General features: G+C 68.0%; 25 protein-coding genes and 1 pseudogene. 10 read left to right on the plus strand and 16 right to left on the minus strand.

The genetic code is table 11. The annotated features are described in order from the left end of the window. The first annotated feature begins 42 nt into the window (after nucleotides 1-42). A complete protein-coding gene (locus BPODLACK_RS00490; RefSeq protein ID WP_159404482.1) occupies nucleotides 43-960 on the plus strand; it encodes a LysR family transcriptional regulator in 918 nt (305 codons plus the stop codon). 4 nt (nucleotides 961-964) lie between these two features. On the opposite strand, the gene BPODLACK_RS00495 is transcribed toward BPODLACK_RS00490, so the two are convergent. From BPODLACK_RS00495 to BPODLACK_RS00520, 6 genes and pseudogenes are all read right to left on the minus strand, one after another. Further along, a complete protein-coding gene (locus BPODLACK_RS00495; protein ID WP_236577579.1) occupies nucleotides 965-1,480 on the minus strand; it encodes a nuclear transport factor 2 family protein in 516 nt (171 codons plus the stop codon). Beyond that, nucleotides 1,477-2,327 (minus strand): annotated as a pseudogene (locus BPODLACK_RS00500) (TIGR03619 family F420-dependent LLM class oxidoreductase). Before BPODLACK_RS00500 ends, BPODLACK_RS00495 begins: the two are co-directional and overlap by 4 nt. A gap of 2 nt (nucleotides 2,328-2,329) precedes the next feature. Continuing rightward, nucleotides 2,330-3,178, minus strand: a complete 849-nt coding sequence (locus tag BPODLACK_RS00505) for an SDR family NAD(P)-dependent oxidoreductase (RefSeq protein WP_159404483.1) — start codon at nucleotides 3,176-3,178, stop codon at nucleotides 2,330-2,332. After that, a complete protein-coding gene (gene dmpG / locus BPODLACK_RS00510; RefSeq protein WP_159404484.1) occupies nucleotides 3,165-4,259 on the minus strand; it encodes a 4-hydroxy-2-oxovalerate aldolase in 1,095 nt (364 codons plus the stop codon). Before dmpG ends, BPODLACK_RS00505 begins: the two co-directional genes overlap by 14 nt. Continuing rightward, the gene (locus tag BPODLACK_RS00515; RefSeq protein WP_159404485.1) at nucleotides 4,256-5,161 is read right to left on the minus strand and encodes an acetaldehyde dehydrogenase (acetylating); all 906 of its coding nucleotides are present in this window, start codon (nucleotides 5,159-5,161) and stop codon (nucleotides 4,256-4,258) included. Before BPODLACK_RS00515 ends, dmpG begins: the two co-directional genes overlap by 4 nt. Before the next feature lie 36 nt (nucleotides 5,162-5,197). Next, nucleotides 5,198-5,986 (minus strand): 2-keto-4-pentenoate hydratase, encoded by a 789-nt coding sequence (locus BPODLACK_RS00520; RefSeq protein ID WP_159404486.1) that lies wholly within the window; start codon nucleotides 5,984-5,986, stop codon nucleotides 5,198-5,200. A gap of 124 nt (nucleotides 5,987-6,110) precedes the next feature. Here BPODLACK_RS00520 and BPODLACK_RS00525 point away from each other — a divergent pair, with 124 nt between their 5' ends. The 6 genes from BPODLACK_RS00525 (at nucleotide 6,111) to BPODLACK_RS00550 (ending at nucleotide 12,292) form a co-directional block, all read left to right on the plus strand. Beyond that, on the plus strand, nucleotides 6,111-6,917 hold the full coding sequence (locus tag BPODLACK_RS00525; RefSeq protein ID WP_159404487.1) for an enoyl-CoA hydratase-related protein: 807 nt from the start codon (nucleotides 6,111-6,113) through the stop codon (nucleotides 6,915-6,917). Further along, a complete protein-coding gene (locus tag BPODLACK_RS00530; RefSeq protein ID WP_159404488.1) occupies nucleotides 6,914-8,041 on the plus strand; it encodes an acyl-CoA dehydrogenase family protein in 1,128 nt (375 codons plus the stop codon). Before BPODLACK_RS00525 ends, BPODLACK_RS00530 begins: the two co-directional genes overlap by 4 nt. Beyond that, nucleotides 8,038-9,120 (plus strand): acyl-CoA dehydrogenase family protein, encoded by a 1,083-nt coding sequence (locus BPODLACK_RS00535; protein ID WP_159404489.1) that lies wholly within the window; start codon nucleotides 8,038-8,040, stop codon nucleotides 9,118-9,120. Before BPODLACK_RS00530 ends, BPODLACK_RS00535 begins: the two co-directional genes overlap by 4 nt. A 53-nt stretch (nucleotides 9,121-9,173) precedes the next feature. Then, complete coding sequence (gene kstD / locus BPODLACK_RS00540) at nucleotides 9,174-10,904, plus strand: 3-oxosteroid 1-dehydrogenase (RefSeq protein ID WP_024500137.1); 1,731 nt, start codon at nucleotides 9,174-9,176, stop codon at nucleotides 10,902-10,904. Nucleotides 10,905-10,907: 3 nt separating this feature from the next. After that, on the plus strand, nucleotides 10,908-11,768 hold the full coding sequence (locus BPODLACK_RS00545; protein ID WP_024500138.1) for a MaoC/PaaZ C-terminal domain-containing protein: 861 nt from the start codon (nucleotides 10,908-10,910) through the stop codon (nucleotides 11,766-11,768). A 92-nt stretch (nucleotides 11,769-11,860) separates the two neighbouring features. Further along, on the plus strand, nucleotides 11,861-12,292 hold the full coding sequence (locus tag BPODLACK_RS00550) for a DUF6918 family protein (RefSeq protein ID WP_024500139.1): 432 nt from the start codon (nucleotides 11,861-11,863) through the stop codon (nucleotides 12,290-12,292). A gap of 25 nt (nucleotides 12,293-12,317) precedes the next feature. Here the strand turns inward: BPODLACK_RS00550 and BPODLACK_RS00555 are convergent, their stop codons facing one another. Continuing rightward, entirely contained in the window at nucleotides 12,318-12,515 is a 198-nt protein-coding gene (locus BPODLACK_RS00555; protein WP_006435759.1) for a hypothetical protein, read from the minus strand. Between the two features lie 192 nt (nucleotides 12,516-12,707). Between BPODLACK_RS00555 and BPODLACK_RS00560 the strand changes: the two genes are divergently transcribed. Next, nucleotides 12,708-14,372 (plus strand): MFS transporter, encoded by a 1,665-nt coding sequence (locus tag BPODLACK_RS00560; protein WP_024500140.1) that lies wholly within the window; start codon nucleotides 12,708-12,710, stop codon nucleotides 14,370-14,372. Nucleotides 14,373-14,390: 18 nt separating this feature from the next. Continuing rightward, nucleotides 14,391-15,656 carry an SLC13 family permease gene (locus tag BPODLACK_RS00565; RefSeq protein WP_024500141.1) on the plus strand — a complete coding sequence of 422 codons (1,266 nt, stop codon included), beginning with the start codon at nucleotides 14,391-14,393 and terminating at the stop codon, nucleotides 15,654-15,656. A gap of 36 nt (nucleotides 15,657-15,692) precedes the next feature. Here BPODLACK_RS00565 and BPODLACK_RS00570 read toward each other — a convergent pair whose 3' ends face one another. From BPODLACK_RS00570 to BPODLACK_RS00600, 7 genes are all read right to left on the minus strand, one after another. Continuing rightward, complete coding sequence (locus tag BPODLACK_RS00570; RefSeq protein ID WP_024500142.1) at nucleotides 15,693-17,324, minus strand: acyl-CoA synthetase; 1,632 nt, start codon at nucleotides 17,322-17,324, stop codon at nucleotides 15,693-15,695. A gap of 53 nt (nucleotides 17,325-17,377) precedes the next feature. Next, complete coding sequence (locus BPODLACK_RS00575; RefSeq protein ID WP_006435764.1) at nucleotides 17,378-18,550, minus strand: lipid-transfer protein; 1,173 nt, start codon at nucleotides 18,548-18,550, stop codon at nucleotides 17,378-17,380. Further along, entirely contained in the window at nucleotides 18,550-19,008 is a 459-nt protein-coding gene (locus BPODLACK_RS00580; RefSeq protein WP_024500143.1) for a MaoC family dehydratase, read from the minus strand. Before BPODLACK_RS00580 ends, BPODLACK_RS00575 begins: the two co-directional genes overlap by 1 nt. After that, a complete protein-coding gene (locus BPODLACK_RS00585; RefSeq protein WP_024500144.1) occupies nucleotides 19,005-20,027 on the minus strand; it encodes a bifunctional MaoC family dehydratase N-terminal/OB-fold nucleic acid binding domain-containing protein in 1,023 nt (340 codons plus the stop codon). The genes BPODLACK_RS00580 and BPODLACK_RS00585 overlap by 4 nt, the downstream gene beginning before the upstream one ends. After that, a complete protein-coding gene (locus tag BPODLACK_RS00590) occupies nucleotides 20,024-21,187 on the minus strand; it encodes an acyl-CoA dehydrogenase family protein (protein WP_024500145.1) in 1,164 nt (387 codons plus the stop codon). Before BPODLACK_RS00590 ends, BPODLACK_RS00585 begins: the two co-directional genes overlap by 4 nt. 4 nt (nucleotides 21,188-21,191) lie before the next feature. Continuing rightward, complete coding sequence (locus BPODLACK_RS00595; protein ID WP_024500146.1) at nucleotides 21,192-22,322, minus strand: acyl-CoA dehydrogenase family protein; 1,131 nt, start codon at nucleotides 22,320-22,322, stop codon at nucleotides 21,192-21,194. 119 nt (nucleotides 22,323-22,441) lie between these two features. Next, nucleotides 22,442-24,628, minus strand: coding sequence for an acyl-CoA dehydrogenase (locus BPODLACK_RS00600; protein ID WP_024500147.1), 2,187 nt, complete (start codon nucleotides 24,626-24,628; stop codon nucleotides 22,442-22,444). A gap of 136 nt (nucleotides 24,629-24,764) precedes the next feature. Between BPODLACK_RS00600 and kstR the strand changes: the two genes are divergently transcribed. Then, on the plus strand, nucleotides 24,765-25,415 hold the full coding sequence (kstR, locus tag BPODLACK_RS00605) for a cholesterol catabolism transcriptional regulator KstR (protein ID WP_024500148.1): 651 nt from the start codon (nucleotides 24,765-24,767) through the stop codon (nucleotides 25,413-25,415). Nucleotides 25,416-25,436: 21 nt separating this feature from the next. Here the strand turns inward: kstR and BPODLACK_RS00610 are convergent, their stop codons facing one another. Then, nucleotides 25,437-25,898 (minus strand): MaoC/PaaZ C-terminal domain-containing protein, encoded by a 462-nt coding sequence (locus BPODLACK_RS00610; protein WP_096273089.1) that lies wholly within the window; start codon nucleotides 25,896-25,898, stop codon nucleotides 25,437-25,439. Continuing rightward, nucleotides 25,895-26,905 carry an alpha/beta hydrolase gene (locus BPODLACK_RS00615; RefSeq protein WP_096273087.1) on the minus strand — a complete coding sequence of 337 codons (1,011 nt, stop codon included), beginning with the start codon at nucleotides 26,903-26,905 and terminating at the stop codon, nucleotides 25,895-25,897. Before BPODLACK_RS00615 ends, BPODLACK_RS00610 begins: the two co-directional genes overlap by 4 nt. Between the last annotated feature and the right edge of the window lie 55 nt (nucleotides 26,906-26,960).

Genomic DNA, 26,960 nt, shown 5'->3' on the forward strand with positions numbered 1-26,960 from the left:
GGCTTGTAGCCGGGGTACCACGAACGGTTGTACCCTCGGGCGATGGTGCTCAGTCCCCGGATGCCCGACCTCGCATCGCTGGAGACCCTGCAGAGGGTCGTCGGCACCGGCAGCCTCAATGCCGCGGCGTCGGAGCTCGGTATCACCCAGCAGGCGGTGTCGGCACGCATCCGTGCGTTGGAGACCCAGCTCGGCGTCGGACTACTGACTCGAACGCCGCGCGGATCGGTACCGACTCAGGCCGGGCGGCTCGTCGCCGAGTGGGCGGACCGATTGCTCACACTGGCAGGCGAATTCGATGCCGGGCTCTCCGCGCTGCGCCTGGAACGACGCGATCAGCTGCGGCTGGCCGCGAGTCTCACCGTCGCCGAGCATCTCCTTCCGCGATGGCTCGTGTCGTTCGCGGCCCAGCACGACCCCGCACCCAAGGTGTCGTTCACCGCAGCCAACTCCGACCAGGTCTGCACGCTGGTGCGCGACGGCGAGGTCGAACTCGGGTTCGTCGAAGGACCCCGCGTGGCACCGGGGCTCAGAAGCCGGACGATCGCCCGTGACGAGCTGGTCGTCGTCGTGCCGCCCGGTCATCCGTGGACACGCGTCCGCCGTCGCATCGTGGCCGCCGACCTCACCCACACCGCGCTGGTGACGCGCGAAGAGGGTTCGGGCACACGCGAGTTCTTCGAACGCGCGCTGACGCGAGCGCTGGGACCCTCGCGCGAGGTCACCGCACCGGTGCTGGAATTGTCGACGACAGCATCTGTTCGCGCGGCGGTCATCGCGGGTGCCGGCCCGGCGGTCCTCAGCAATCTGTCGGTCGCCGACGACCTCGACCGCCGGCTGATCCGCATCCCGGTCGACGATCTCCACCTCGAGCGTCCGTTGCGCGCGGTGTGGTTGTCGGGTCCACAGCCCACCGCCGGCGCCGCGCGCGACTTCCTGTCACACATCGGGCGTTCCTGAGCGCTCAGGGCACGTTGCGGTCCCCGACGTCGGTCCCGTGCACCCCGTGGTTGAGAAGTCGGTGCGCGTCCGGCGTCCCGTCGAGAGCACGACTCGTTCGACGTGCGACCTTCCAGCACGCACCGGTGCGCACGAACTTCCAGTGGTGCGCGGTCGCGCGGACGACGCGAAAACCCTTGTCACCGGCGATGACCAGGAGTGAGTGACTCGCGGCGATCGCCTCGTCGCCTTCGACGTTCACGTGGACCGCGCCCTGGAGGTGCGTGCATCCACGGGCGATGAGTCCCTGATGGGCATCGGAACGGACCATCGCGACGATGTCGTCGCGGCCGTGCATGAAGAGGCCGTCGACGTCGTAGATGCCGTCCGGTGTCCACAGTGCGGCCACCGCGTCGGCGTCCCCGCTGTCGACGAGTGGCCCATAGGCGGTGACGAGTCGCGTTATCTCCCGTTCGTCGGCGAGGAGCCGGACGGTGTCCTCGAGCCGCATCAGTCGCTGTTCGGCCGTCACTGTGATCATCCCTCCCGTCCGGCCAGCTGAGCGAGACATCGCAGTTGGCTGACGTAGTGGTCGGCCGACGACGCCCGGATCGTCACGCCGACGATCGTCGCCCCGGCCGCGCGGGTCTTCTCCAGTTCGGCGGCGGTGCCGTCGGCGTCCTCCGGATCGAGCGGCCCGGCACCGAGAACGATCTCGAAGCGGTCCGGCACCTCGACCGATCCGAGCATCTCCCGGAGCCGGGATCGACTCAGCCCGAACGGAACCCAACCGTCGCCCAGATCGATTGCCCGGCGGAGCGACCGCTGCGTTCGCCCGCCCACCCAGATCGGCAGACGCTCTTGCACCGCACACGGTTCGACGATCAGTCCTCCGAACCGGTAATAGGTGCCCTCATACTCCGGCTCGGATGCCGACAGCGACGCCCGGAGAGCGCGTAACGCGTCGTCGGCGCGATCTCCGCGGCCGTCGAACTCGACGCCGAGCAGCTCGAACTCCTCACGCAGCGAACCGACTCCGACACCGAGAGTGACGCGGCCACCACTGACGGCGTCCAGGGTTCCGTACCGTTTGGCGATGGCCAGGGGATGATGGTAGCCGAGGACCAGCACCTGGGTGAGGAATCGAATGTTCCGGGTTCGGCCGGCGAGAAACCCGAAGGTGGACAACGGGTCCCAGTAGGTTCCACCACGCTGCGCGGCGATCTCGGCGGGCACGGCCACGTGTTCGCTGCAGCTCAGGTACTCGAACCCAGTTCGTCCGCGGCGGCAGCGATCTCGGCGAGTTCGGCGATCCCCGCCGTCGCCTCCCATTCCCCGGCGACACCGGGCAGACGCGTGACGATCGGGCTGGTGATGCCGAGGCGCACTCTCAGCTCCGCGTCGGCGCCGCGGAGGCGGCTGCCTTCTGCGGGAACAGTTTCAGCATCGCCTCGTGCTGGGCCAGGATCAGGCTGCGCCGGTCGGGACCGTTGATCTTCTCCACTCGACGCGCGTTGCCGCCGGCCACCCACACCGGGCCGTCGGCGAGATGTTCGAGTCCTTCGCGCGCGACGTCCTCGGGCTCGCTCGCCTTCAGCGGCCCACCGAGATTCATCCCGGCCCGCTCCATGGCCGGCGTGCGCGTCACGCCGAGCACGAGCTCGAGAACGTCGACGCCGTGGTCACGCAGCTCGAGCCAGAGCGACTCGGCGAACACGCGCCCGAAGGCCTTCACGGCACCGTAGATCGAGAGATGCTTGCCGCCGAGGTAGCCGCTCATGGAACCGACGAGCAACAACCCGCCGCTCCCCCTCGCCCGCAACCGCGCACCGAAGTGGTGCACGAGCGCCAGCTGGGCGGTGATGTTGAGATCGATGACGGTCTGGAACTTCTCGAGGTCGCCCTCGACGAAGTCGTTGCCATATGTGTTCGCACCGGCGTTGTAGATGAACAGGCCGACATCGAGATCGTCGGTGACCGAGATGATCTCGTCGATGACCGACGGATCGGTGAGATCGGCCGACAGGGTCAGCGCCTGCACACCGCGGGCCCGGACCTCCTCAGCCGTCTCCTCCAGGGGTCCGGGCTTGCGCGCGACCAGTACGACGTTGATCCCGGCGTCGGCGAGCTGGTGGGCGAACGACGCACCCACGCCCTCGGATCCGCCGGCGATCACCGCCCACGGGCCGTACCGCTTCGGGTCGAAGCCGGAACCTTCGGCGTTCTCAGACACCGGCATTGGCGTCTTGCTTCTTCTTCAGCTCGAGCGCGATGTCGATGAGCTGATCCTCCTGGCCGCCGACGAGTTTGCGCGCGCCGGCCTCGAGCAGGATCTCTGCCGCCGAGACGCCGTAGCGTTCGGCATGGCCCTCGGCATGCTTGAGGAACGAGCTGTAGCAGCCGGCGTATCCCATCATCATCGCCGGGCGGTCCACCAGGCACTCCGACGGCATCGCCGGGCGAACCACGTCCTGCGCGGCGTCGGCGATCTTCATGAAGTCGACGCCGGTGGTGATCCCGAGCTTGTCGCACACCCCGACGAAGGCCTCGGTGGGCGTGTTGCCCGCGCCGGCTCCGAAGCGTCGGATCGACCCGTCGATCTGCTGGGCGCCGGCACGAATCGCGTTGACCGAGTTGGCGACCGCGATGTCGAGGTTCTCGTGACCGTGGAACCCGACCTGGGCGTCGTCGCCGAGTTCGGCGACCAGTGCCTCCACCCGCACGGTGACGTCCTCGAGCACGAGCGCACCCGCGGAGTCCACGACGTAGACGCACTGGCATCCGGCGTCGGCCATGATGCGAGCCTGCTTGGCGATGACCTCCGGCGGCTGGCTGTGGCTCATCATCAGGAAGCCGACGGTCTCGAGTCCGAGATCGCGTGCGAGACCGAAGTGCTGGATGGAGACGTCGGCCTCGGTGCAGTGGGTGGCGATGCGGCAGATCTGGCCGCCGTTGTCCTGCGCGGCCCGGATGTCGTCCTTCGTGCCCAGGCCGGGCAGCATCAGGAAGGCGATCTTGGCGCGCTTCGCGGTCTCCGCGGCCGCCTTGATCAGCTGTTGCTCCGGGGTCTTGGAGAACCCGTAGTTGAACGACGAGCCGCCGAGTCCGTCACCGTGGGTCACCTCGATGACCGGCACACCGGCCTCGTCGAGCGCACCGACGATCGCGCGCACCTCCTCCTCGGTGAACTGGTGACGCTTGTGATGACTGCCGTCGCGCAGCGAGGAGTCCGTGATGCGGATGTCGAGGGTGTCGGAGTACTTGCGCGCGTTGGCCATCAGCTTCGGGTCGCGCGGGGTGGTGACCACGTTGGTGCTCATGCGGGGACTCCCAACTTCTTCTTTGCGAGTTCTTCGCCGACCTTGGTCGCGGCGGCGGTCATGATGTCCAGGTTTCCGGCGTAGGGCGGCAGGAAGTCGCCCGCCCCCTCGACCTCCACGAAGATCGACACGCGCGCGAAGCCGCCGTTCAGGACGCTCGGCGGGTCGAACTGTGGGTCCTGCAGCAGGCGATAGCCGGGCACGTAGGCCTGGATCTCCTTCTCCCGACGGTGGATCGACTCCGCGATCGCATCGGTGTCGGCATCCTCGGGGATGGCGCAGAAGATGGTGTCGCGCATGATCATCGGCGGATCGGCCGGGTTCAGGATGATGATCGCCTTGCCACGCTTCGCTCCGCCGATCGTCTCGACACCGGCCGACGTGGTGGCGGTGAACTCGTCGATGTTGGCGCGCGTGCCCGGACCGGCCGAGACCGAGGCCACGGATGCCACGATCTCCGCATAGGGCACCGGCACGACCGACGAGACGGCGTGCACCATCGGGATCGTCGCCTGCCCGCCGCAGGTGATCATGTTGGTGTTCGGGGCGTCGAGGTGTTCGCGCAGGTTTGCCGGCGGGACCACGGCCGGCCCGACGGCCGCCGGGGTGAGGTCGACCGCGGTGATGCCGGCCGCCTCGTACTTGGGTGCGTACTCACGGTGCACGTACGCCGACGTGGCCTCGAAGATCAGGTCGGGCTTGTCCTGCGATCCGAGGAGTTCGTCCGCGCCGCCGCTCATCGTGATGAGCCCGTGGTCGGCGGCACGTTTCATGCCCTCCGACTCGGGGTCGATGCCGACCATCCAACGGGGTTCGATGACCTCCGAACGCTCCAGCTTGTACATCAGATCGGTGCCGATGTTGCCCGATCCGATGATCGCCGCGGTCAGTTTCGCCGCCACGTGGACCCTCCTCTTGTTGGTGAAGTCTGTTGTATGTCAGGTGAAGTCGAGGGTGACCGAGCCGAGACCGGCGAACTCGGCCACGAAGTGATCACCCGAGGAGATGTCGATCGCCCGCGTCGCCGTGCCGGGCAGGATCACGTCCCCCTTGCGGAGCCGGACACCGAAGCTGTCGACCTTGCGTGCCAGCCACGACACCGCGTTGAGCGGATGTCCCAGCACCGCAGATGAATTGCCCTTCGCCACGATCTCCCCGTTACGATGCAGGACCGCATCGATGTCCCCGGTGTCGATCTCGCTGATCGGGACTCGCTGTTGCCCGAGAATCCAGCCGCACGACGAGGCGTTGTCGGCGATGGTGTCGCACAGCGTGATCTTCCAGTCCTTGATCCGGGAGTCGATGAGCTCGATCGAGGGCACCACCCACTCGACCGCGGCGATGACGTCCTCGTTGGTGCATCCCTCGCCGGGGAGGTCCTCGCCCAGGATGAATCCGACCTCCACCTCGACCCGCGGGAAGCACAGCTTCTTCGCGTCGATGGGAGTCTCCTCGAAGTACTGCATCTCGTCGAGGAGGTGGCCGTAATCGGGCTCGTCGACGCCCATCATCTTCTGCATCGCCTCTGATGCGAGGCCGACCTTGTGCCCGGCGACCTTCGCGCCGGCGTCGAGACGCTTGCGGATGTTGATCAGCTGGATCTCGTAGGCATCGACCACGTCGAGGTCCGGATGGGAGTCCGTGGGACGGTCGATGGCCGTCGCGGAGGCCTCCGACTCCCAGAGCTCAGCAGCGATCTGTTCGCGAACCTGCTGGTCAACCGCCATTGTGCCCTCACCTTCCCAATGTGAACGTGTTCTAGTTTAGAACATGTTCCACTCGCGCAGGAGTCCCGTGCGCAATTCGCGTGGCACCTACGCGAGCGCCCCGCGGACGACTACCGTTCTCCCCATGAGTCCCGACGCCCCGAATCCCGAGAGCCCCACCGCCGACGCCGCCGTGCTCACCTCGTTCGACGGCGGCATCGGCCGGTTGACGCTCGACAACCCGCGCCGCAAGAATGCGATCACCCTCGAGATGGCCGCGGCGATCGAGCGGTTCTGCGATCGGGTGGTCGACGACGAGACAATCGGCGCGGTGGTCGTCGACGCCACGGGTTCCTATTTCTGCAGCGGCGCGGACACCCGAATCCTCGCGGGCGCCTCGGCCGATCCGGCGGCGCCGGAGTCGGTGAAGCAGTTGTCGGCCGTGTACGCCGCCTTCGTTCGTGTCGGTTCCCTTCCGGTCCCCACCGTTGGGGTCGTCGTGGGAGGTGCCGTCGGTGCGGGCCTCAACCTGGCCTTGGCGGTCGACCTGCTCGTCACCACCCCCGACGCGGTTTTGGACAGCGGATTCCTTGCCCGCGGCATCCATCCCGGCGGCGGTCACCTGACCTTGCTCAACCGCGCGGTGGGACGCGCCGACACGATCGCGCTCGCAGCCTGCGGTCAAGCGCTCACCGGCCACGAAGCCGTCGCTCGAGGACTCGCCTACGCCGCGGCCCCGGTCGAGGAGATCCCCGCGATCGTGGACGGCCTCATCGGTCCCGCGGCCCGCGACCCGGAACTGACCCGCAAGGTCATGTCGAGCGTGCGACTGGAGCTGGGTCCGCCCGCGGTGACCTGGGATTCGGCGATCGAGATCGAACGCGGCACCCAGATGTGGTCGATGGCGCGCAAAGGCCAGAACTGGTCGTCGCGGGGGCCCGGCCGGTCGTGACCGACGCTCAGCTATCCCCATTGCGCGCCGAGGTCCGCGAGTTCCTGCGCGCCGAGATCGATTCGGGTGCATTCACTCCCGACGTCGACAGCTGGATGACGGGTTTCGACCCCGCCTTCAGCCGCCGGCTCGGCGAACGCGGCTGGTTGGGTATGACGATGCCGACCGAGTACGGCGGCCGGGGACGCACTCCCGTCGAGCGGTTCGTCGTCACCGAGGAGATGCTGGCGCACGGCGCCCCGGTCGCCGCGCACTGGATCGCCGACCGGCAGATGGCGCCCGGCATCCTGGCCAACGGGACCGAGGAGCAACGACGCCGCTACATCCCGGGGATCTCGGCGGGCACCGTCTACTTCGCGATCGGCATGAGCGAACCCGATGCGGGTTCCGACCTCGCCGGCGTCCGGACACGAGCCACCGACAACGGTGATTCGTGGACGATCAGCGGCACCAAGGTGTGGACCACCGGTGCCCACATGGCCCACGCGATGGTTCTGCTCGCCCGCACGGACGGCACGCCCGACGACCGGCAGCAGGGACTGTCGCAGCTCGTCGTCGACCTGCCCCATCCGGACATCGAGGTCCGGCCGATCCGGAGCATCGACGGGCAGGCACACTTCAACGAAGTGGTCTTCCACGATGCGGTCGTGGATTCGTCGGCACTGCTCGGCCGTCGCGGACGCGGCTGGCAGCAGGTGATGAGCGAATTGGCCTTCGAGCGATCCGGACCGGAGCGCTACCTCAGCACACTGCCGCTGCTGCGCGCGTGGAGCGATCATCTGCGAGACCACGGAGCCACCCCGAACCAGCGGGTGACGCTGGGCCGGCTGACGGCGGAGGCGTGGGCATTGCGCCAGATGTCGCGGCAGGTGGCGCGCGAGCTGTCGGACGGAGGGAAACCGGATGTACTCGCCGCCATGGTCAAGGATCTCGGCTCGACGTTCGAGGGCGATCTGGTGACGGCCATCCGCGACGCCTCCGGCATCGTGCCGCGCCGCGAAGGCGGCACACACCTCGAACGACTTCTGGCCCAATCCGTTCTGCACACACCGGCGTTCACGCTTCGCGGCGGGACCAACGAGATCCTGCGCGGGATCGTCGCGCGCGGATTGGGGATTCGGTGACCGACCTCGCCGACGACCTCAAGGCGACCATCGCCGCGATGCTCCTCCGCATCCCGGCCGACACACAAACACCGGTCGCCGCACCCGACGCGGCCGTGTGGGCCGCCGTCGTCGAGGCCGGGTTCACCGGCGTCGACGTCCCGGAGGACGCGGGCGGGCACGGTGGTGAGCTCGGTGATGCACTGGCTGTCCTGGAGACCCTCACCGAAGCCGGGGCGGTGACTCCCTATCTCGAACACGCGCTGCTCGCGTCGTGGCTGGCCGGCGGCGTCGGACATCCACTCGGCGACTCGACGGCGACGGTCGCAGTGATCGACGACGCCGACGTCCGCGCCGACGGGGATCGAATCCTGGTGTCGGGCAAGGCAACCGGAGTGACACTTACCGACGGCAGCGATGTGATCGTGGCCCTCGCGGCCGGACCCGACGGCCCGCTGGTCGCCGTCATCGCCCGCGACGCCGCCGGCGTCGAGATCGAACCCGGAACCGACCTCCAGGGAGTGTCGTACGGCGACATCGTCTTTCGCGATGCCGCGGCGACGTTCTCCGCGCCCTCCCCCGTCGGCGTCGAGGACCTGCGCCGGCGCGGTGCGCTCGCCTACACCGTCGCCCTGGCCGCGGCCGCCCGCGCGGTCCGCGAGCACACGGTCCGATACGCCTCCGAGCGCACCCAGTTCGGGCGTCCCCTGGCGAAATTCCAGGCCATCCAGCAGCGGCTGGCCGAGATGGCCGCGCAGACCACACTCATGGAGACCGCTGCGCGAGCCGCGGTGGAGTCCACGTCGGGAGACCCGGCGCGGGTCCACACTGCCGTCGCGGCGGCGAAGGTCGTGACCTCGCGGTACGCCACCGAGGTGGCGTCCGCCGGATACCAGATCCACGGCGCGATCGGCTTCACCTCGGAGCACAGCCTGGGGCGGTTCACCACCGGACTGTGGACCTGGTCGGACCGATATGGCACCGGTCAGGACTGGGCGGAGTCCCTCGCGCGCGAGATCCTCGACGACGGTGCGGATCCGTGGGACGTGATCGCCGGTCACACACTGCACCCGCCCACCCCTGGCGCCCCATTTCTGTAACGTGTTCTAATTCAGGTAGAACACGTTCCAGCTGCGCGCACGAAGGGGACCCCATGGCCGGCTCGACCGATCCACAACAGACCAGCACCGAACCCGAGATCTACGACGTGGTCGTCGTCGGCGCAGGTGGTGCAGGTCTGGCCGCCGCGATCACCGCGGCCCGCAAGGGCCTGAACACCGTCCTGATCGAGAAGTCGCCCTACTGGGGCGGTTCGACCTCGCGGTCCGGCGGCGGCGTGTGGATCCCGAACAACTCGGTGCTGCGGCGCGACGGCGTCAGCGATACGCCGGAGAAGGCGCGCGAGTACGTGCACGCGATCATCGGCGAGCACGCACCGGCGGACCGCATCGACGCCTACATCGATCGCGGACCCGAAGCCCTCGACTTTCTCCTCGAGCACGCACCCCTCGACCTCGAGTGGGTGAAGAACTACTCGGACTACTACCCCGAGGCACCGGGTGGACGTCTCGGCGGCCGGTCGATCGAACCGCGGCCGTTCGACGCGCGCCGGCTCGGCGATGACCTGAAGACGCTGCATCCGCAGTACACCAAGGCGCCGCTGAACATGGTCGTTCTGCAGTCCGACTACCGCTGGCTCAACACCGGCCTGCGTCACTGGCGTGGGCCGCTGCGCATGGCCAAGGTCGGCAGCCGGTTCTTCTGGGCGCGCAGCCGCGGCAAGAAGCTCATCGCGATGGGTGCGGCGCTGGCCGCCGAACTCCTCATCGGCGTGCGCGAGGCCGGGGTCCCGCTGCGCCTGAACACCGGCCTCGCGGACCTCATCACGGAGGACGGCCGGGTGGTCGGTGTGATCGCCGAATCCGAGGGCAAGCGGTTCGAGATCCGCGCACGTCACGGCGTGATCCTCGCCTGCGGCGGCTTCGAGCACAACGAGGAGATGCGCAAGAAGTACCAGCGGGAGCCGATCGGCTCCGAATGGACCACCGGCGCACCGAGCAACACCGGCGACGGCATCAACGCCGGACTCAAGATCGGTGCCGCGGTCTCCCTGATGGACGACGCCTGGTGGGGTCCGACGATCCCGCTGCCCCGCGGCCCGTGGTTCGCGTTGTCGGAGCGGTCGGTGCCCGGCACCTTCATCGTGAACACGCGCGGCAAGCGCTACATGAACGAGTCGCTGCCGTATGTCGAAGCGGTGCACCGGATGTACGGCGGCGAGTTCGGTCACGGCGAGGGTCCGGGCGAGAACGTGCCGTCGTGGCTGATCTTCGATCAGCGTTGCCGTAACCGCTACCTCTTCGCCGGGATCAATGCGCGCCAGCCGCTGCCGAAAAAGTGGTTCGAGTCGGGTGTCGTGGTGAAGGCCGACAGCATCGCGTCCCTCGCGGAGAAGATCGGCGTCCCCGCCGAGTCCCTCGTCGAGACGACCGAACGCTTCAACGGTTTCGCCCGCGCCGGTGTGGACGAGGACTTCGGCCGTGGCGCAAGCGGTTACGACCACTACTACGGCGACATCACCAACAAACCCAACCCGAGCCTCGGCGAGGTCAGCAAGGGCCCGTTCTACGCGGTGAAGATGGTCCCCGGCGACCTCGGCACCAAGGGCGGCATCAACGCCGACGCCTCGGGCCGCGCACTCCGCGCCGACGGTTCGGTCATCGACGGCCTGTACGCCGCCGGCAACACGAGCGCACCCGTCATGGGCCACACCTACGCCGGTCCCGGTGCCACCATCGGCCCGGCGATCGTCTTCGGATACCTCGCCGCCAGTGACATCGCGGCCAAGGCGGCCGCCGCCCCCGCACAACAGACAGGAGCCTGAACCATGCCGATCGATCCCGCCGTCGCCGTCGGGGCGGAGCTGCCCGAGGTCTCGTTCGAGTGGTCGGCGTCGGATGTCGCGCTCTATCACCTCGCGGTGGGCGCCGCGACCGACCCGATGGACACCAAGTCGCTGGCGTACGTCCATGATTCGGCACCCAAGGTGTTGCCGACGTTCGCGACCGTCGCGGCCGGCTTCCACACCACCGAGCCGCCGAAGGTCTCCTTCCCCGGCGTCGACATCGACCTCGCCAAGGTCGTCCACGGGAGCCAGAAGGTCACGGCACATCGCCCGCTGCCGCCGGCCGGGAAGGCGACCACCCGGACCCGGATCGCCGAGGTCCAGGACAAGGGTTCGGCCGCCGTCATCGTCCAGGAGTCCGTGACCACCGACGACGCCGGCCAGACGCTGTGGACCGCGCGGTCGTCGATCTTCGCCAAGGGCGAGGGCGGCTTCGGCGGTGAGCGCGGCCGGTCGGAGAAGGTCGAGTACCCCGACCGCGAACCCGACCACCGCCTGCGCATCCCGACGCTGCCCAACCAGGCGCTGATCTATCGCCTGTGCGGAGACCGCAATCCGCTGCATTCCGACCCCGAGTTCGCCTCGCGTGCCGGTTTTCCGCGCCCGATCCTGCACGGCCTGTGCACCTACGGCACGGTCGCGCGGGCCATCGCCGACGAGCTGCTCGACGGGGACGTCGCGGCCATCGCGGAGTTCTCGGCGTCGTTCGCCGGCGTGGTCTTCCCCGGCGAAACCCTCGAGGTCGAGGTCTGGGACGACGGCGCCCGACTCCTGGCCACCGCAAGCGTCGTCGAACGGGAGGGCGCGAAGGCCCTCGCCAATGTGGTGTGCGCGCGTAACTGAGTCACCGGGCGGTCACCGGCCTTCAGTACGCTCTACACGCGGACCGGGAGTCGGTCCGCGTGTACCACGTCGCATATCCACGAGGAGACCGCATGAGCGATTCGCTGACGCCCCTACTTGCCGACAACCGCAGCGCACTGGTGACCGACCTGGTCGGTGTCATCGATGCCGAGGTGGCCGACCAGTCGGGACTGAGCGGCGCCGCTGTGAAGACCGCCTACGCGGCGGTGCAGAAGGTGAAGCCGGGCGTGGTGCGCAGCGCCACGGATCAACTGGCCGAGGACTTCCTGACGGCACTCGCGCCATTCTGGGATACGAAGCCGGCCGGTGTCGCCTTCGGCGATCATCTCTCGGCCCACGGCGACCCTGCCGCCGAGGCACTGCTGGCGGTCACCGACGGCCAGGCCGATTCGGCCAAGCCTGCACTGGCGAAGGCCTACAACTCGCTGCGCGGGAAGGCCAAGAATCATGTGGTCGCGGCACTGCCGCGGGTAGGCGCTGCCATCGAGAAGCACGCCGGGTAGTGACCCCGTCACGCGTCGTCGGCGGTCACACCGCCGACGACGCGATGACGACGAGCGTCACGATGACGCCGATGAGCGCCGCCAGCATCGACAGCACACGCCAGACGTGGAGGCGCGCAGGCGAGACATCGGTGGTGTTCGTGGAAGCGATCGGGGTCGCGCCGGTACTGGGTACTGCAGCGGCGGACGCGACGGAGTTCGACGCGATGTGGGGTGAGGCCATGACCTGTCACCACTTTCGATTGTCCGGGGCCAACATCGACCTTTACAGCCTCAGGTACTGCAGTGATAAATGTGTCACAAGTTACCCACGTTGCGGTGGTTCACCCCACGCGTGTCGCGATAACGAAACCGCAACACGGAAATCGGCAACCGTGCAATCTTACGAGCCAGACACTGAAATCGGGGGCGGAACATGAGATTGCCGAACTTCATCCGGATGGACGCACGCTCCGCCTGGCTCGTCCTCGTCGCCTGCCTGTCGGTGAGCATGGTGGTCGCCGCGATGGCGGCTCTCAACACCGCCCTCCCCGACATCGCCATCGACACCGGCGCCGACTCGGCCGAGATGACCTGGATCGTCGACGGATACACACTCGCCCTCGCCGCGTTGCTGTTGCCGGCCGGCGCGATCGGTGACCGGTTCGGACGGCGCGAGGTCCTCATCGTGGGACTCATCCTGTTCGGCCTGGCATCCCTGGCCGCGATCTGGGTCGACGGGCCGACAGAGCTGATCGTGACGCGATGTCTGGCGGGGGCGGCGGCCGCGCTGATCATGCCGACGACGTTGTCCCTCATCACGTCCGGCATGCCCGACGGCCAGCGAGCTGTCGGGATCAGCATCTGGTCGGCCATCGCCGGCGGCGGCGCGATCGCCGGCTTCCTCGTGACCGGAGTGCTCCTCGAGTTCTTCCACTGGCATTCGATCTTCATCACCTTCGCCGCCTCGTCGGCCGTCGCCGCACTCCTGTGCTTCACGATCGGGACGTCGAAGGACAGCGATCCCGGACGGTTCGACATCCCCGGCACCCTGTGCTCGGTCCTCGCGATCGCCGGTGTCGTGTTCGGCCTCCTGGAAGCCCCACACCGCGGGTGGGCCGATCCGCTCGTCCTGGCGTGCCTGGTGGGCGGCATTCTCCTCGCCGCGCTGTTCGTGGTCGTCGAACTGCGTTCAGCCTCACCGCTCTTCGACGTCCGGCTGCTCGGCAACCGTGCATTCGGGTCGGGTTCGCTGTCGGTGGCGGTGCAGTTCCTGGCCTCGTTCGGCATGTTCTACCTGGTCCTGCAGCTGCTGCAGCTGGTGTTCGGCTATTCGCCGCTTCAGTCCGCGGTTGCACTGATGCCGTTCGTCGCCGGTGTCGGCGTGTTCTCGCTGCTGTCGAATTGGCTGGCGGTGCGTCTGGATTCGCTCAAGTTCGTGATCGCGGGCGGCGCGCTGTTGTCGGGTGCCGGCCTGGTGGCGCTGGGTCTGATCCGCGCGGACGACTATTGGACGCTGGCCGCGATCCTGGCGGTGATCGCGATCGGGATCGGTCTCGCCTCGGCGCCGGCCACCACCGCCATCATGTCGAACACCCCGCTCGACAATCAGGGCGTCGGATCGGCGATCAACGACACCGCACGCGAGATCGGGGCGGCCATCGGCATCGCGATCGCCGGGTCCATGGTCGCCGCCGGATACGAGTCGAGGATCGGCCCCACGGCCGATCTCGCCCGCGAACAGCTCACCGCGGCCGGACAACAGCAGATTGCCGCGGGTGATCCCACAGGCGGGCAGGCCACCATCGCGCAGGCCGAGCAGGCGGGCACGCTCATCGAGCGGTCCCTCGCCGAGGCCACGGTCGTCGTCGACAAGCTCTCCGCGCAGTCGGCGGAACTCGCCCAGAAGATCGCCGACGGCAGCCAGGCCGCCTTCGACGAACCGTTCGAGCAGGCGTCGCTGATCCTCGGCGGCATCATGCTCGTGAGCTCCGCGATCCTGCTCTGGCTGACGCCACGCCGCGTCGTCGAAGGCCCCGTCATCATCGACCGCACCGGCGACCGCGGTCCCGATCTCGACGACACGTTCGCCCGCGACTGATCGCGTAACCTGTCTCCGGTGCTCACCGTGGACAGCATCGCCGGCTGCCTCACCGGCATCGCGGCCCTCGTGGTGGTGATCATCGCAACCCTTGGCGCGCAGCGTGTCCCGGCGGTCGTGGTGGCCGCACCGGTGGCGGCACTGCTCATCCTGCTCGGCCTGACGGACCTCAGCGCCGCGGCCGCCGAGGTCACCACCATGGCCCCGACCATCGGTTTCCTCGCCGCGATGCTCGTGATCGCGGATGTCTGTGCCCGAGAAGGCGTCTTCACCTGGGTCGGGACAGTGCTCGCCGGTTGGAGTCGATCCTCACCACATCGTCTGCTGCGCATCGTCTTCGTCGCCGCGGCGGTGACCACGGCCATCCTCAGCCTCGATACGACGATCGTGTTGCTGACGCCGGTCGCCGTCGCGACCGCCAGGCACATCGGTGCGCGGGTCACGCCGATCGCGTTCTCCAGCGCTCATCTGGCCAACACCGCGTCGACCCTGCTACCGGTCTCCAACCTGACGAACCTGCTGGCGTTCTCGGCCACCGGTCTCGGCTTCCTCGGTTTCACCGGGGTGATGCTGGCCCCGTGGGTCGCGGCGATCGTCGTCGAATACCTGATCTTCCGGTGGTACTTCGCCGGCGAGTTGCGTAGTCCCACACCCGAAGCTGCACGCCGCGAACCCCCACCGCAGTCCCGGCGCCCGACGGTGCTGCTGATGGGGCTGGCCGTGCTGCTCGTCGCGTTCGTCGTGGCCGAACCGTTCGGAGTGCCGCTCGCCGCGGTCGCCGGGGTGGGCGCCGTGTTGTTCACGCTGCCCGCGCTGTTCCGCTCCCCGGTGGCCACGCTGCGCACCACGATCACCGCGGTGAACATCCCGTTCCTGGGGTTCGTCGCCACGCTCGGCGTCGTCATCCTCCCGGTACGCGACGGCCCGCTCGGCGACTGGATCGGCGGACTCATCCCGTCGTCGGCGACGCTGCTCGGCATCCTGGCGGTCGCCGTACTCGCCGCTGTCCTCGCGAACCTGGTCAACAACCTCCCGGCGACGCTGCTGCTGATCCCGCTGGTGGCACACGATCCCGGCCTGGTCCTGGCGATGCTCCTCGGCGTGAACATCGGACCGAACCTGGCCTACTTCGGATCACTGGCCAACCTGCTGTGGCGAGAGATCATGCACCGTGACGTCGCCGCCCCGACCTCACGCGAGTACCTGCGGCTCGGCGCGATCACCGTCCCCGCGACGCTGGGCGTCGCGGTGCTCGCGCTGTGGGCGAGCCTGCAGCTCACCTGAGACCCTCCCGCTCCCTGAGGTGCGAGCGAAGCGGGTTCAGACCGGGGTGCTCTCCTTGGCCGCCTCCGCCTTGGCCCAGCGGTAGTCGGCCTTGCCCGCCGGCGTGCGCTTCACCTCGTCGACGAAGACCACGGTGCGCGGGACCTTGTAGCGGGCGAGGGTTTCGCGGCAGTGATCCTGGATCGCCTCGAGCGACGGTTCGTCGGCACCCTCCGCCAGCGCGATCACCGCGGCGACCCGCTGGCCGTACTTCTCGTCGGGAACCGGGACCACGAGCGCGTCGGCGATCGCCGGATGCGCGTGCAGCGTGGCCTCGACCTCTTCGGCGTAGACCTTCTCGCCACCGGTGTTGATGCACTGCGAGCCGCGACCCAGGAAGACGATCGAGCCGTCGGCCTCGACGGTTCCCATGTCCCCCAGGATCGAGATCCGGGTGCCATCCGGCAGTGTCGGGAAGGTCTTCGCGGTCTTCTCCTCGTCCTTGTAGTAGCCGAGGGGCACATTGCCGATGCGCGCGATGTAGCCGACGTCGCCCGACCCCGGCTCGATCTTGTTGAGCCGCTCGTCGACGACCATCATGCGATCGGTCGGCGGCACCTTCAGGTTGCCGTTGTCGTCCATCATGATCTCGCCGTCGTTGCCCGACTCCGACGCACCGAAGTTGTCGCGCAGCACCAGATCCGGCTTCACGGCGAGCATGCGATCGCGCACGTGCTGCGACCAGATGGCGCCACCTGAGGTGATGGAGAACATCGAGGACAGATCCACCTCGTCCTTGCGCTTCTCCAGTTCCTCCACCAGCGGCATGCCCATGGCGTCGCCGACGATGAGGACGATGTTGACCTTCTCCTTCTCCACCTCGGTGACGATGGCCGCCGGGTCGAAGTCGCGCTGGATGACCAGGCGACCGCCGAGGGTGAAGAACGTGAACAGCGAGTACGACGCCGCACCGTGCATGAGCGGTGCCGCCAGCAGGAAGGCGATGGACGGGAAATCCTTGACCGCGGTGCCGATCTCCTCGAGGTCCTTGCGGGGATCACCGTAGGGATTACCACCGGAGAGCGGCTTGCGGAAGAAGTCGTCGTGCTGCCACATGACGCCCTTCGGGTAGCCCGTGGTGCCACCGGTGTAGAGCAGGTACAGCTCTTCGCCGTTGCGCGGTTCGAAGTCCCGGTTGTCCGGCTTGGACTCCGCGTCGGCGAAGGACACGATCTCCACCGTGCGGCCGTCGGGCAGGTCGGCGGCGGCCGCGGTCAGTTCTTCGAGAACGTCACCGATCACAAACACCGTTCGGACAGTGGGTGTCTCGGTGAGCAGCGCGGCGACGCTGCGCTGATGCTCGGGGAGTTCGACGACGATCGCACGCGAATCGGAGTTGTCGAAGATGTACTGGAGTTCGGCGTTGGTGTACCGGTAGTTGATGTTGACCGGCACGGCGCGGACCTTCAGCAGACCGAGCAGGCTGGTGACGTGCTCGACGCTGTTCTTGAGGAACAGGGCCACGTTGTCGAAGGCGCCGATCCCGGCGCCCGCGAACAGGTGTGCCACCTGGTTGGAGAGCCGGTCGAGTTCGGCGTAGCTGATCTGGCGACCCTGGTAGCTGAGCGCGATCCGCTCGGGCACCGAGTCAGCGACCGTCTCGAAGACATCGGCGAGGTTGAACTTCATCGTGCGCGCTCCTTGTTGCGGAAGTAGTCGTGATTCGGTGCTCGGATCGGCGCTCATGCGGTCAGCACCAATCCACTTGTGGGGACGCCGGTTCCAGCGGTGACGACGACCTTCTCGGCGCCGTCGACCTGATTGACCGAGGTGCCCCGGAGCTGACGGACGGCTTCGGCGATGCCGTTCATGCCGTGGATGTAGGCCTCGCCGAGCTGGCCGCCGTGGGTGTTGAGCGGCAGCCGGCCACCCACCTCCAGGGCCCCGGGCTCACGAACGAGGTCCTTGGCCTCACCGCGTCCGCAGAAGCCCAGCTCTTCGAGCTGGAGCAGCGTGTACGGCGTGAAGTGGTCGTAGAGGACGGCCATGTCCATGTCTTCGGGACCGAGGCCGGACTGCGACCAGAGCTGGCGTCCGACGAGTCCCATCTCGGGCAACGACGCCAGCTCGTCGCGGTAGTAGCTGGTCATGATGTACTGGTCCGCCGCGGAGCCGGCCGCCGCCGCGGAGATCACGGCGGGCCGGTTCGGCAGATCCTTGGCACGCTCGGCCGACACGATCACCAGTGCGACACCGCCATCGGACTCCTGACAGCAGTCGAGCAGATGCAACGGCTCGGCGATGTACCGCGAGTTCTGATGATCCTCGAGAGTGATCGGCTTCTCGTAGAAGAAGGCGTCGGGATTGACCGCGGCGTGTTTGCGGTCGACGACGGCGATCCGGCCGAAATCCGCACTGGTGGCGCCGTAGTCGTGCATGTATCGCTGGGCGATCATCGCGACGAATGCCGCCGGCGTCGACAACCCGTGCGGATAGCTGAAGGCGTTCTCGGTACCGGAGGAGTTCTCCTGGTTGGCGACCGCCGAATTCACCTGTCCGAACCGCAGTCCCGACCGTTCGTTGAATGCGCGGTAGGCGACGACGACGTCGGCGACTCCGGTCGCCACCGCCATCGCGGCCTGCTGGACGGTCGCGCATGCGGCGCCGCCGCCGTAATGGATCCGGGAGAAGTAGGTCAGCTCCGGGATTCCGACGGCACGGGCCACCGAGATCTCGCTGTTGGTGTCCATGGTGAACGTGACGAGACCGTCGACGTCGGCCGGTGTGAGACCCGCGTCGGCGATCGCCGCCGACACCGCCTCGGCCGCGAGCCGCAGCTCGCTCCGGCCGGAGTCCTTGGAGAACTCGGTGGCCCCGATGCCGGCGATCGCCGCCTGTCCGGACAGCCCGCCCATCAGTGCCCCTCCCCTTGCGTCGTCGCGTGTTGATTCGTCGTCGAGGAGCCTTCACCGATGGTGAGGGTCACGGTCGAGATGACGTGCTTGCCGAGCGAATTGGTCCCGGTGACGGCGACCGTCAGCAGGCCGTCGTCCGCGATCTCGGTGACCTCCCCGGTGAAGGTGACCGAATCGTAGGCGTACCACGGCACACCCAGTTTCAATGCGATCGAACGGATTCGGGCGGTGGGACCGGCCCAGTCGGTGACGAACCGTTCGACCAGGCCGGTGTCGGTCAGGATGTTGACGAAGATGTCCTTGGACCCCTTGGCCTGTGCCAGATCGCGGTCGTGATGGACATCCTGGAAGTCGCGGGTGGCGAGTGCCGTGGCGACGACGAAGGTCGGGGTCGCGTCGATGACCAACGGCGGCAACGTGGTTCCCCCGCTCACCACCGGAGTGGCAACACTGGTCACGCTTCTCCCCCTTCACTCACCGGTTTCCACGCGTACAGCGTCCACGCCGGTGTTCCGGCGTCGTCTCGGGCGGGGAAGTCCAGGAACGTCACCCGTACCGGCATCCCGATCGTGACGTCTTCCGGTGCGACGCCGCGCAGTTCACCCAGCATCCGCACCCCCTCGTCGAGTTCGACGAGAGCGACGACGAACGGCAACTCGCGGCCGGGGACCTTCGGCGCCCGGTGGACGACGAAGCTGTAGACGGTTCCGGTTCCCGACGCGACGACGTAGTCGGTCTCCGGCACCGAACCGTCGGCCTCGCGCGGCTTCCAGGTCGCCGGGACCGGTGGATGGCGCAGAATGCCGTCTCCGTCGCGCTGAATGCGCAGTTCGTGCGCGGCCACGCCCTCCCAGAAGAACGCCGTGTCGCGCGAGACGCTCGGCTTGAGCAGCTTCGCCGGGTCGAGGTCATCGGGAGCCGACGACACCGGCTCAGGCGCAGCGGCCTTCGCGGCCGGGCGGAACTTCAGGATGCGGAAACGCATCTCCGCCACGACTTCGTCCTCGACGGACCACACGTTGCGGGTGGTGAAGAACCAGCCCTCGCCGAGCGCGGTGTTCTTGGGTCCGACGACCTCGACGAGTTCGGCGGACAGCGACACCTCTTCGCCCGGCCGGGTATAGCGGTGGTAGACGGTGTCGCAGTTGGTCGCGACCACCGAGGTGAAACCCGCCTCGTCGAAGAGCTGCGTCGCGCGGCCGAGCGGATCGTCGGCGGTGCGGGCTCCGTTGAGTCCGCGCATCGTCCACACCTGGGCCATGGCCGGCGGTGCGACCACGCCGGGATGTCCGGCGGCGCGGGCCGCGGCATCGTCGACGTAGATGGGGTTCTCATCACCCATCGCCTCGACCCAGTTGTTGATCATCGGCTGGTTGATGGGATCGCGTCCACGTACCGGTGCGCTCGCACCCGAGTCCATGATCTGCTGGGCGGCAACACGGATCGCCTCGTCACCGGCCGGCTCAGGTGCGCTCATCGCTTGGCTCGCGGGAGTCCGAGTCCGGCGGTGGCGATCATGTCGCGCATGACCTCGTTGACCCCGCCGCCGAAGGTGATGACCACGTGGCGCTTCTGCTGGACGTCGAGCCAGTCGACGAACGCCGCGGTCTCCGGATCGGTGAAATCGCCGTAGCGCCCCACGATCTCGTTGGCCATGCGGCAGACCGTCTGGATGCGCTCGGTGGAGAACACCTTGGTCGCGGCGGCGTCGGCCATGGAGATCGCCTCGCCGGTGGAGGCGACCTGCCAGTTGAGCAGCTCGTTGATCCGGCCGTAGGCGTCGATGGTGGCCAGCGCCCGACGCACGTCCGGGTGCTTGGCGATGACGGTGCCGTCGGGTCCCGGTCGCTGGGCCCAGGCGCGCAGCCGCGCCGCCAGCCCGTCGATGCGGCCGGCCGGGCCGAGCATGACGCGCTCGTGGTTGAGCTGGGTGGTGATCAGCTTCCAGCCGTCGCCCTCCTCGCCCACGCGCATCGAGACCGGGACCTTCACGTCCTGGTAGTACGTGGCGTTCACGTGGTGGGCGCCGTCGGCGGTGATGATCGGGGTCCAGGAGAACCCGGGATCCCTGGTGTCCACGATGAGGATCGAGATGCCCTTGTGCTTGGGGGCGTCCTTGTCGGTACGGACCGCGAGCCAGATGTAATCGGCGTCGTGTCCGCCCGTGGTGAAGATCTTCTGCCCGTTGACCACGTAATGGTCGCCGTCGAGCACGGCGGTCGTGGTGAGCGACGCCAGGTCGGTGCCGGCCTCGGGTTCGGTGTAGCCGATGGCGAAGTGCACGTCGCCGGCGAGGATCGCGGGCAAGAACTTCCGCTTCTGCTCCTCGGTGCCGTGCACCTGGAGGGTCGGGCCGACCGTCTGCAGCGTGACCGAGGGCAGCGGGACGTCGGCGCGGACGGCCTCGTTGGTGAAGATCTGCTGTTCGATCTCACCGAACCCCTTGCCGCCGAACTCCTTCGGCCACCCCACGCCGAGCCAGCCGTCGTCGCCCATGCGCTTGATGACCTTGCGGTACGCCGGTCCGTGGCGCTCGGTCAGCATGATCTCCGCCTCGTCGGGAGTGACGAGATCGGCGAAATACTCCCGGAGTTCTTCGCGTAGCGCGCGCTGTTCGGGCGTCAGATCGATGAACATGTGCTCACCCCTGTGCTCGGTCGGCCGGGGCAGCGCCCTCGGTGATGTCGGCGAGTTCGTCGAGCCGCACGGCGGCACCACCCACCAGGCGGGCGAGGTCCTTGGCGATGGAGAAGTACCGGTGCAGCGGATAGGTGATGTCCACACCGATGCCGCCGTGGAGGTGGGTCATCGTCCGCAGCGTCGGTGGGATCTCCTCGGCCAGCCAGTAGGCGGCGATGCCGAGATCGGTTGCGGCGTCGAGCCCTTCGGACAACCGCCACGCCGCCGCGGTGGTCGACAGCTCCATCGACCGTCCGATGACGTAGACGTCGGCGAGTTGCTGTCCGACGGCCTGGAACAACGCGATCGGCTTGCCGAACTGTTCGCGCGTCGAGACGTGGTCGGCGGTGAGCCGGGTCGCGCCCGCGACGAGACCGTCGGCGTAGGCACAGAGCGCCAGACGGTAACGGTCCCGCAGGACCGACAGCTCACGGCTGATGACGTCGGCGTCGTCGACCGGGACGTCGTCGAAGGTGACGGTGTATTCGCCCCACCCACTCGACGCCGGAGTGCGCGTGAGCGTGACACCGTCGGAGGTCGGGGAGACGGCCACGATGCCGGCGTCGGATGTGACGAGCAGGACCGAGGCGCCCTCGGCGTGCAGGACCCCGACCTTGGTGCCGTTCAGTCGCCCACCCCGGACGCTGGTCTGGGGAGTCGGTGTCAGCGGGTCGCCGTGTTCGCCGATCGCGATGGCCGCCCACAGGCCACCCGTCAGCGACTCGCCCCATCGCGACCAGGCATCCGCAACGTCCTCGGGGGACCCGGCCTTCGCGAAGACGAGGGCTGCGGTCAGTGTTCCCAGTGCCGGCGTCACCGCGGCGGCACGCCCCATGCGTCGGAACAGCGGGAGGAGTCCCGCCTCGTCGACCTCGTCACCGTCACGGTAGGCCGGCAGCGGCAACGCGAGCAGCCCGGCGTCGACGAGCGCCCGCCAGGTCTCGGCGTCGAAGCCCCCGACCTGATCGCCTGTACCCGCCTCACCGGAACCCAGCTTGCCGAAGGTCGACTCCCAGTCGGGTTGTCGTCGTGCGAACACGTCCTCCGCGACGTCGCGGACCGCAACCGCCGTACCTTCCAGGGCAAAGTCCACCCTGTGTCTCCTCACCATGCGCGAACTACAGAACTAGAACTTGTTCTAGTTGTATCAGAGTCCTCGCACAAGAGGGTAGAGATCGCGTTTTATCTGCGGTTTCAGGCCGATGGGACCGGTCAGCCGCGAGGCAAACCGAGAATGCGTTCCGCAGCCGCGGTCTTCAGAATCTGCGTGGTCCCACCGGCGATCGACAGGCAACGATTCTGGAGGACGGCGTCCGACGCCTCGGTGGCCGCCAGACCCTGTACGCCGAGGAGTCGTAGCGCGAGATCGGGCACTGACTGTCGGTGCTGGACGCCGATGAGCTTGCGGACGCTGGACAGCGCGCCCGGGTCGAGTCCGGCGAGCTGCTGCGTCGCGGCCCGGGCGTCGAGGACCCGGCCGACATGGGCGTCGGCGAACTGACCGCCGAGGGCCGCACGTTCGGCGTCGGTCAGCCCACGCCCCATGCCCTGCACCTGCCGCAGCAGTGACTCCATCTCCTTGCCGAGACCCGCCCCGCCCATCGCCACGCGTTCGTTCGCGAGGGTGGTGCGCGCCAACCGCCAGCCGTTGTTCACCTCGCCGACCACACAGTCGTCGGGCACGACGACCTCGTCGAGGAAGACCTCGTTGAAGTTGGCGCGACCGGTCAGCTCGCGAAGCGGCCGGATGTCGATACCCGGCGAGGACATGTCGACGAGGAAGTAGGTGATGCCCTTGTTCTTCGGCGCCTCGGCGTCGGTGCGGGCCAGGCAGATCGCCCACTGCGCGTTGTGCGCCTGCGAGGTCCAGATCTTCTGGCCGGACAGTTTCCAGCCGCCCTCGACGCGCTCCGCCTTCGTGCGCAACGCCGCGAGATCCGAACCCGCCTCCGGCTCGCTGAACAGCTGGCACCAGACGATCTCGCCGGCGAGGGTCGGGGCGACGAAGCGCTCACGCTGCGCGTCGGTGCCGTGGGACAGGATCGTCGGGATCGCCCAGGCACCGATGACGAGATCGGGCCGGACGACGCCGGCCGCGTCGAGTTCGGTGTCGATGAGCAGCTGCAGCGCGGCGTCGGCGCCGAGACCGTACGGCTTCGGCCAGTGCGGGGTCAGATAGCCGGTCTCGGCGAGAACGCGCCGCTGGTCGTCGGCGTCGACCTCCGCGATGCGGGCGACGGTGGCGCGGACCTCGTCTCGCTGGTCCTCGACCTGCGAGAGGTCGAGCGCGAATCGTCGGCGCGCCCCCGCGAGACCCCGGTCGGCGAGTGTCGTGGCGGCGTGATGCGCGCTGTCCAGAGCGGCCTGGGCCGCAAGCGCGGACCGGAGGTAGAGATGCGCGTCGTGTTCGAAGGTGAACCCGATGCCGCCGAGCACCTGGATGCAGTCCTTGGCCGTGGCCGCCGGGGCTTCCGCCACGACGACGTCGGCCGCGAGCCTGCTGATCTCGAGTTGCTCGCGCGCGGAGTCGGTGTCACCGTCGGACGCGGTGAGCACATCGTCGACCGCACCGGCCACGTCCCAGGCGACCGCCGTGACCTCTTCGCTGCGGCAGAGCATCTCGGCGCAGATGTGTTTGATCGCCTGGAAGGAGCCGATCGGTACACCGAACTGCGTACGGACCTTGGCGTAGTCGACGGCGGTGTCGAGGGCCCAGCGGGTGACCCCGCTCTGATACGCCGCGAGCGTCGCCGACAGCAGTCCCTCGACGAGCGGCGCGTCGGGCAGTTCGACGAGGTCGTCCGCCGTGACTCCGGACAGTTGCACGCGGGCCACCGAGGTGGTGCCGTCGAGCGGTGCCTCCGGCGCGATGTCGGCGCTGCCGACTGCCGGCGGGATGACCCACCAGCGGCCGTTCCGCCCCGGGACGTCGAGCGCCGCCAGAACCGCAACCCCTTCGGAGTAGCCCCCGACGAGTCCGAGGTCGAGCGTGTCGGACAGCGGGGCGCCGGCCCCACCGGTGTGGCTCACGATCGGCGTCACCACGGGGACCGCACCTTCGAGTACACGGTCGAGCAGGTCCTGCGCCCGTGCATCGGAGCTGGTGGAGAGCGCGATCGCGGCGGTCACCGTCGGCGCGATGGGCCCGGGGACCAGCTCGATGCCACACTGTTCGACCATGGCCGCCACGTCGACGAAGCCCGCTCCGAGCCCCCCGGCCGCCTCTGGCACCGCGGCCGCGAACACCCCGAACTCCACGAGCCGGCCGAACAGCTGAGTCCACTGATCGCGCGGTTTGTCGATGTCGGAGCGGACGAGTTCGGTCACCTTTGCGGCGCGCGCCCAGGACTCGATGCTGTGGCATACCGCGATTTGCTCGGAAGACGTGGCGATTGTCACGAGTGATCCTCTGTATGTCGAGTTGTGAGGAATAATTAGAACCTGTTCTAATATGCCATGGGTGGAGGTGATCGGGTAGCCACCCGTGTTCCTCGCCTACCCGATCGCCGATCACGTGAAGGATGTTCGAAAGCACATGGCCCGCTCTGCACCAGGCAACGCCGCGGTCGAGACCCCAGCCGGAACCTCGACCCCAGCCGCGTCGCCCGAAGCCGGTTCCACCGCGCAGCGCGAACGTCGTCGCCGCATCCTCGACGCGACTCTCGCCCTCGCCTCCAAGGGTGGCTACGACGCCGTCCAGATGCGCACCGTCGCCGACAAGGCCGATGTCGCGGTCGGCACGCTCTACCGCTACTTCCCGTCCAAGGTCCACCTGCTGGTGACCGCACTGGCGCGTGAATTCGAGCGCGTCGAGTCGAAGGTCGACCGCTCACAATTGCGGGGCGACACCGCAATCGACCGTCTGCGCCACGTCCTGGACATGATCACGTTCGCGATGCAGCGCGACCCGCTGCTCACCGAGGCGATGACCCGGGCCTTCATGTTCGCCGACGCGTCGGCCACCGCCGAGGTCGATCAGGTCGCCGGCATCATCGACCGGCTCCTCGCCGGCGCCATCGTCGACGAAGGCGAGCCGACCGAAGAGGATCTCGCGATCGCCCGCGTGCTCTCCGATGTGTGGATGTCGAACCTCGTGCAGTGGCTGACCCGACGCGCGTCGGCCACCGACGTCACCAATCGCCTCGAACTGACCGTGCGTCTGCTACTCAAGGACCGCGCCAACTGAGCCGAGCCCGACACGGACCTCTCAGGGTGCGGCTTTCGGCCGGGCATGCACATATGCCTCGACGACGGTCCGCATCACCGGCTTGCCGGCCACATTGACGAGTTCCGAGGTGGACGTGACGAGCGCCCGGTCGCGGTCGTCGAATTCGACGGCGTCGATGGTCAGCGAACCCGTCAACGTATCGCCGGGACGCACCGGCCGCAGGAAGACGACATCGGCAAGACGCTTGCCCGCGATGACCTTCCAGCGATACAGGACCGAGGTGACGGCGAGCTTCTGGTAGATCGACATCGTGTGCAGTCCGCTCGCGATGAGCCCGCCGTAGGCGCCGGCCTCGGCCGCGGCCTTGTCCGTGTGGAAGTCCTGTGGGTCCCAGGTCCGCGCGAAGTCGAGCAGTTCTTCTTCGGTCACGTGGTGCGTGCCGAACCGGAAGACCTGTCCGGCCTCGAGGTCATCGGCCCACAGTCGATCGGGTTCGCTCACTTCAGGTCGTTGGCGATCATCGGCCAGGTGGTCTTGAGGTCGCGCTCCCAGTAACCCCAGGAATGCGTGCCGTCGGGACGGAACAGAACCTTGTGCGGGACCTTCAGCGCGCGCATGCGCTGCGCCATCTGCTTGGTGCACTCGTTGACCGCGGCTTCGATGACCCCACCGACGACCACCTGGCTGGCAAGCGTGAAGGGATCCCCGGCGACCAGCGGGGCCTCGAGACGGTCGTACCACCCGGGAAGTCCGGTGCCACTGGTCATGTAGACCTTGGTTCCGCGCAACTTCGCGGCATTGACGTACGGGTCGTTCTTGCGCCATCCCGCCGAACCGATCGGGCCCCACATGTTGTCGACGTTGCCCATGCCGCGGTCGGCGACGACCATCCGAATGTACGTCTGCCCCAGCGGGTCACTGGTGCGGGCGCAACCGCTGTAGGCGGCGACCGACTTGTAGAGCCTGGGTGCGGCGATGGCGAGGTTCAGCACCGATGTACCGGCCATCGAGATCCCGGCGATCGCGTTCTTCCTCGTGGTGTTGAATTCCTTGTCCACCAACGGGGGAAGTTCTCGGGTCAGGAACGTCGTCCATTTGTTGCGGCCGAGGACCGGGTCGTCACGCTGCCAGTCCGTGTAGTACGAGAACGCACCGCCGATGGGCGTCACCACATTGACCTGCTTGTCGCGGAAGAACTTCGCGTACTGCGTCTTCGCCGCCCAGGTCGCCGAGTCCTCGCCGCCACCGGCCCCGTTGAGGAGGTAGAGCGTCGGACGCGGCTTGGTCTGGTTGTTGGGGCGCAGAACGTTCACCGGGACCAGTCGGCGCATCGCAGCCGAGTAGACGATCAGCGTCGTCTGGTGGGCCGAATCGTGGATGACGGTGTCGATCCGGGCGCGATTCGGGTCGGGCGCCGGTGCGGCAAGCGCCGCCGGTGCCCATCCGGTCGCCGCCACCGCGACGGCACACGCGACGACACTCAGTCGCCTCTTCCACGAGGAACGCACCAGTAGCCCCTTTTGTTAACAATGTTCTCAGACGTAACAAAGGTAACCGAGATCG

Source organism: Gordonia sp. YY1, from assembly GCF_009872315.1.
Classification (GTDB): Bacteria; Actinomycetota; Actinomycetes; order Mycobacteriales; family Mycobacteriaceae; genus Gordonia; species Gordonia amicalis.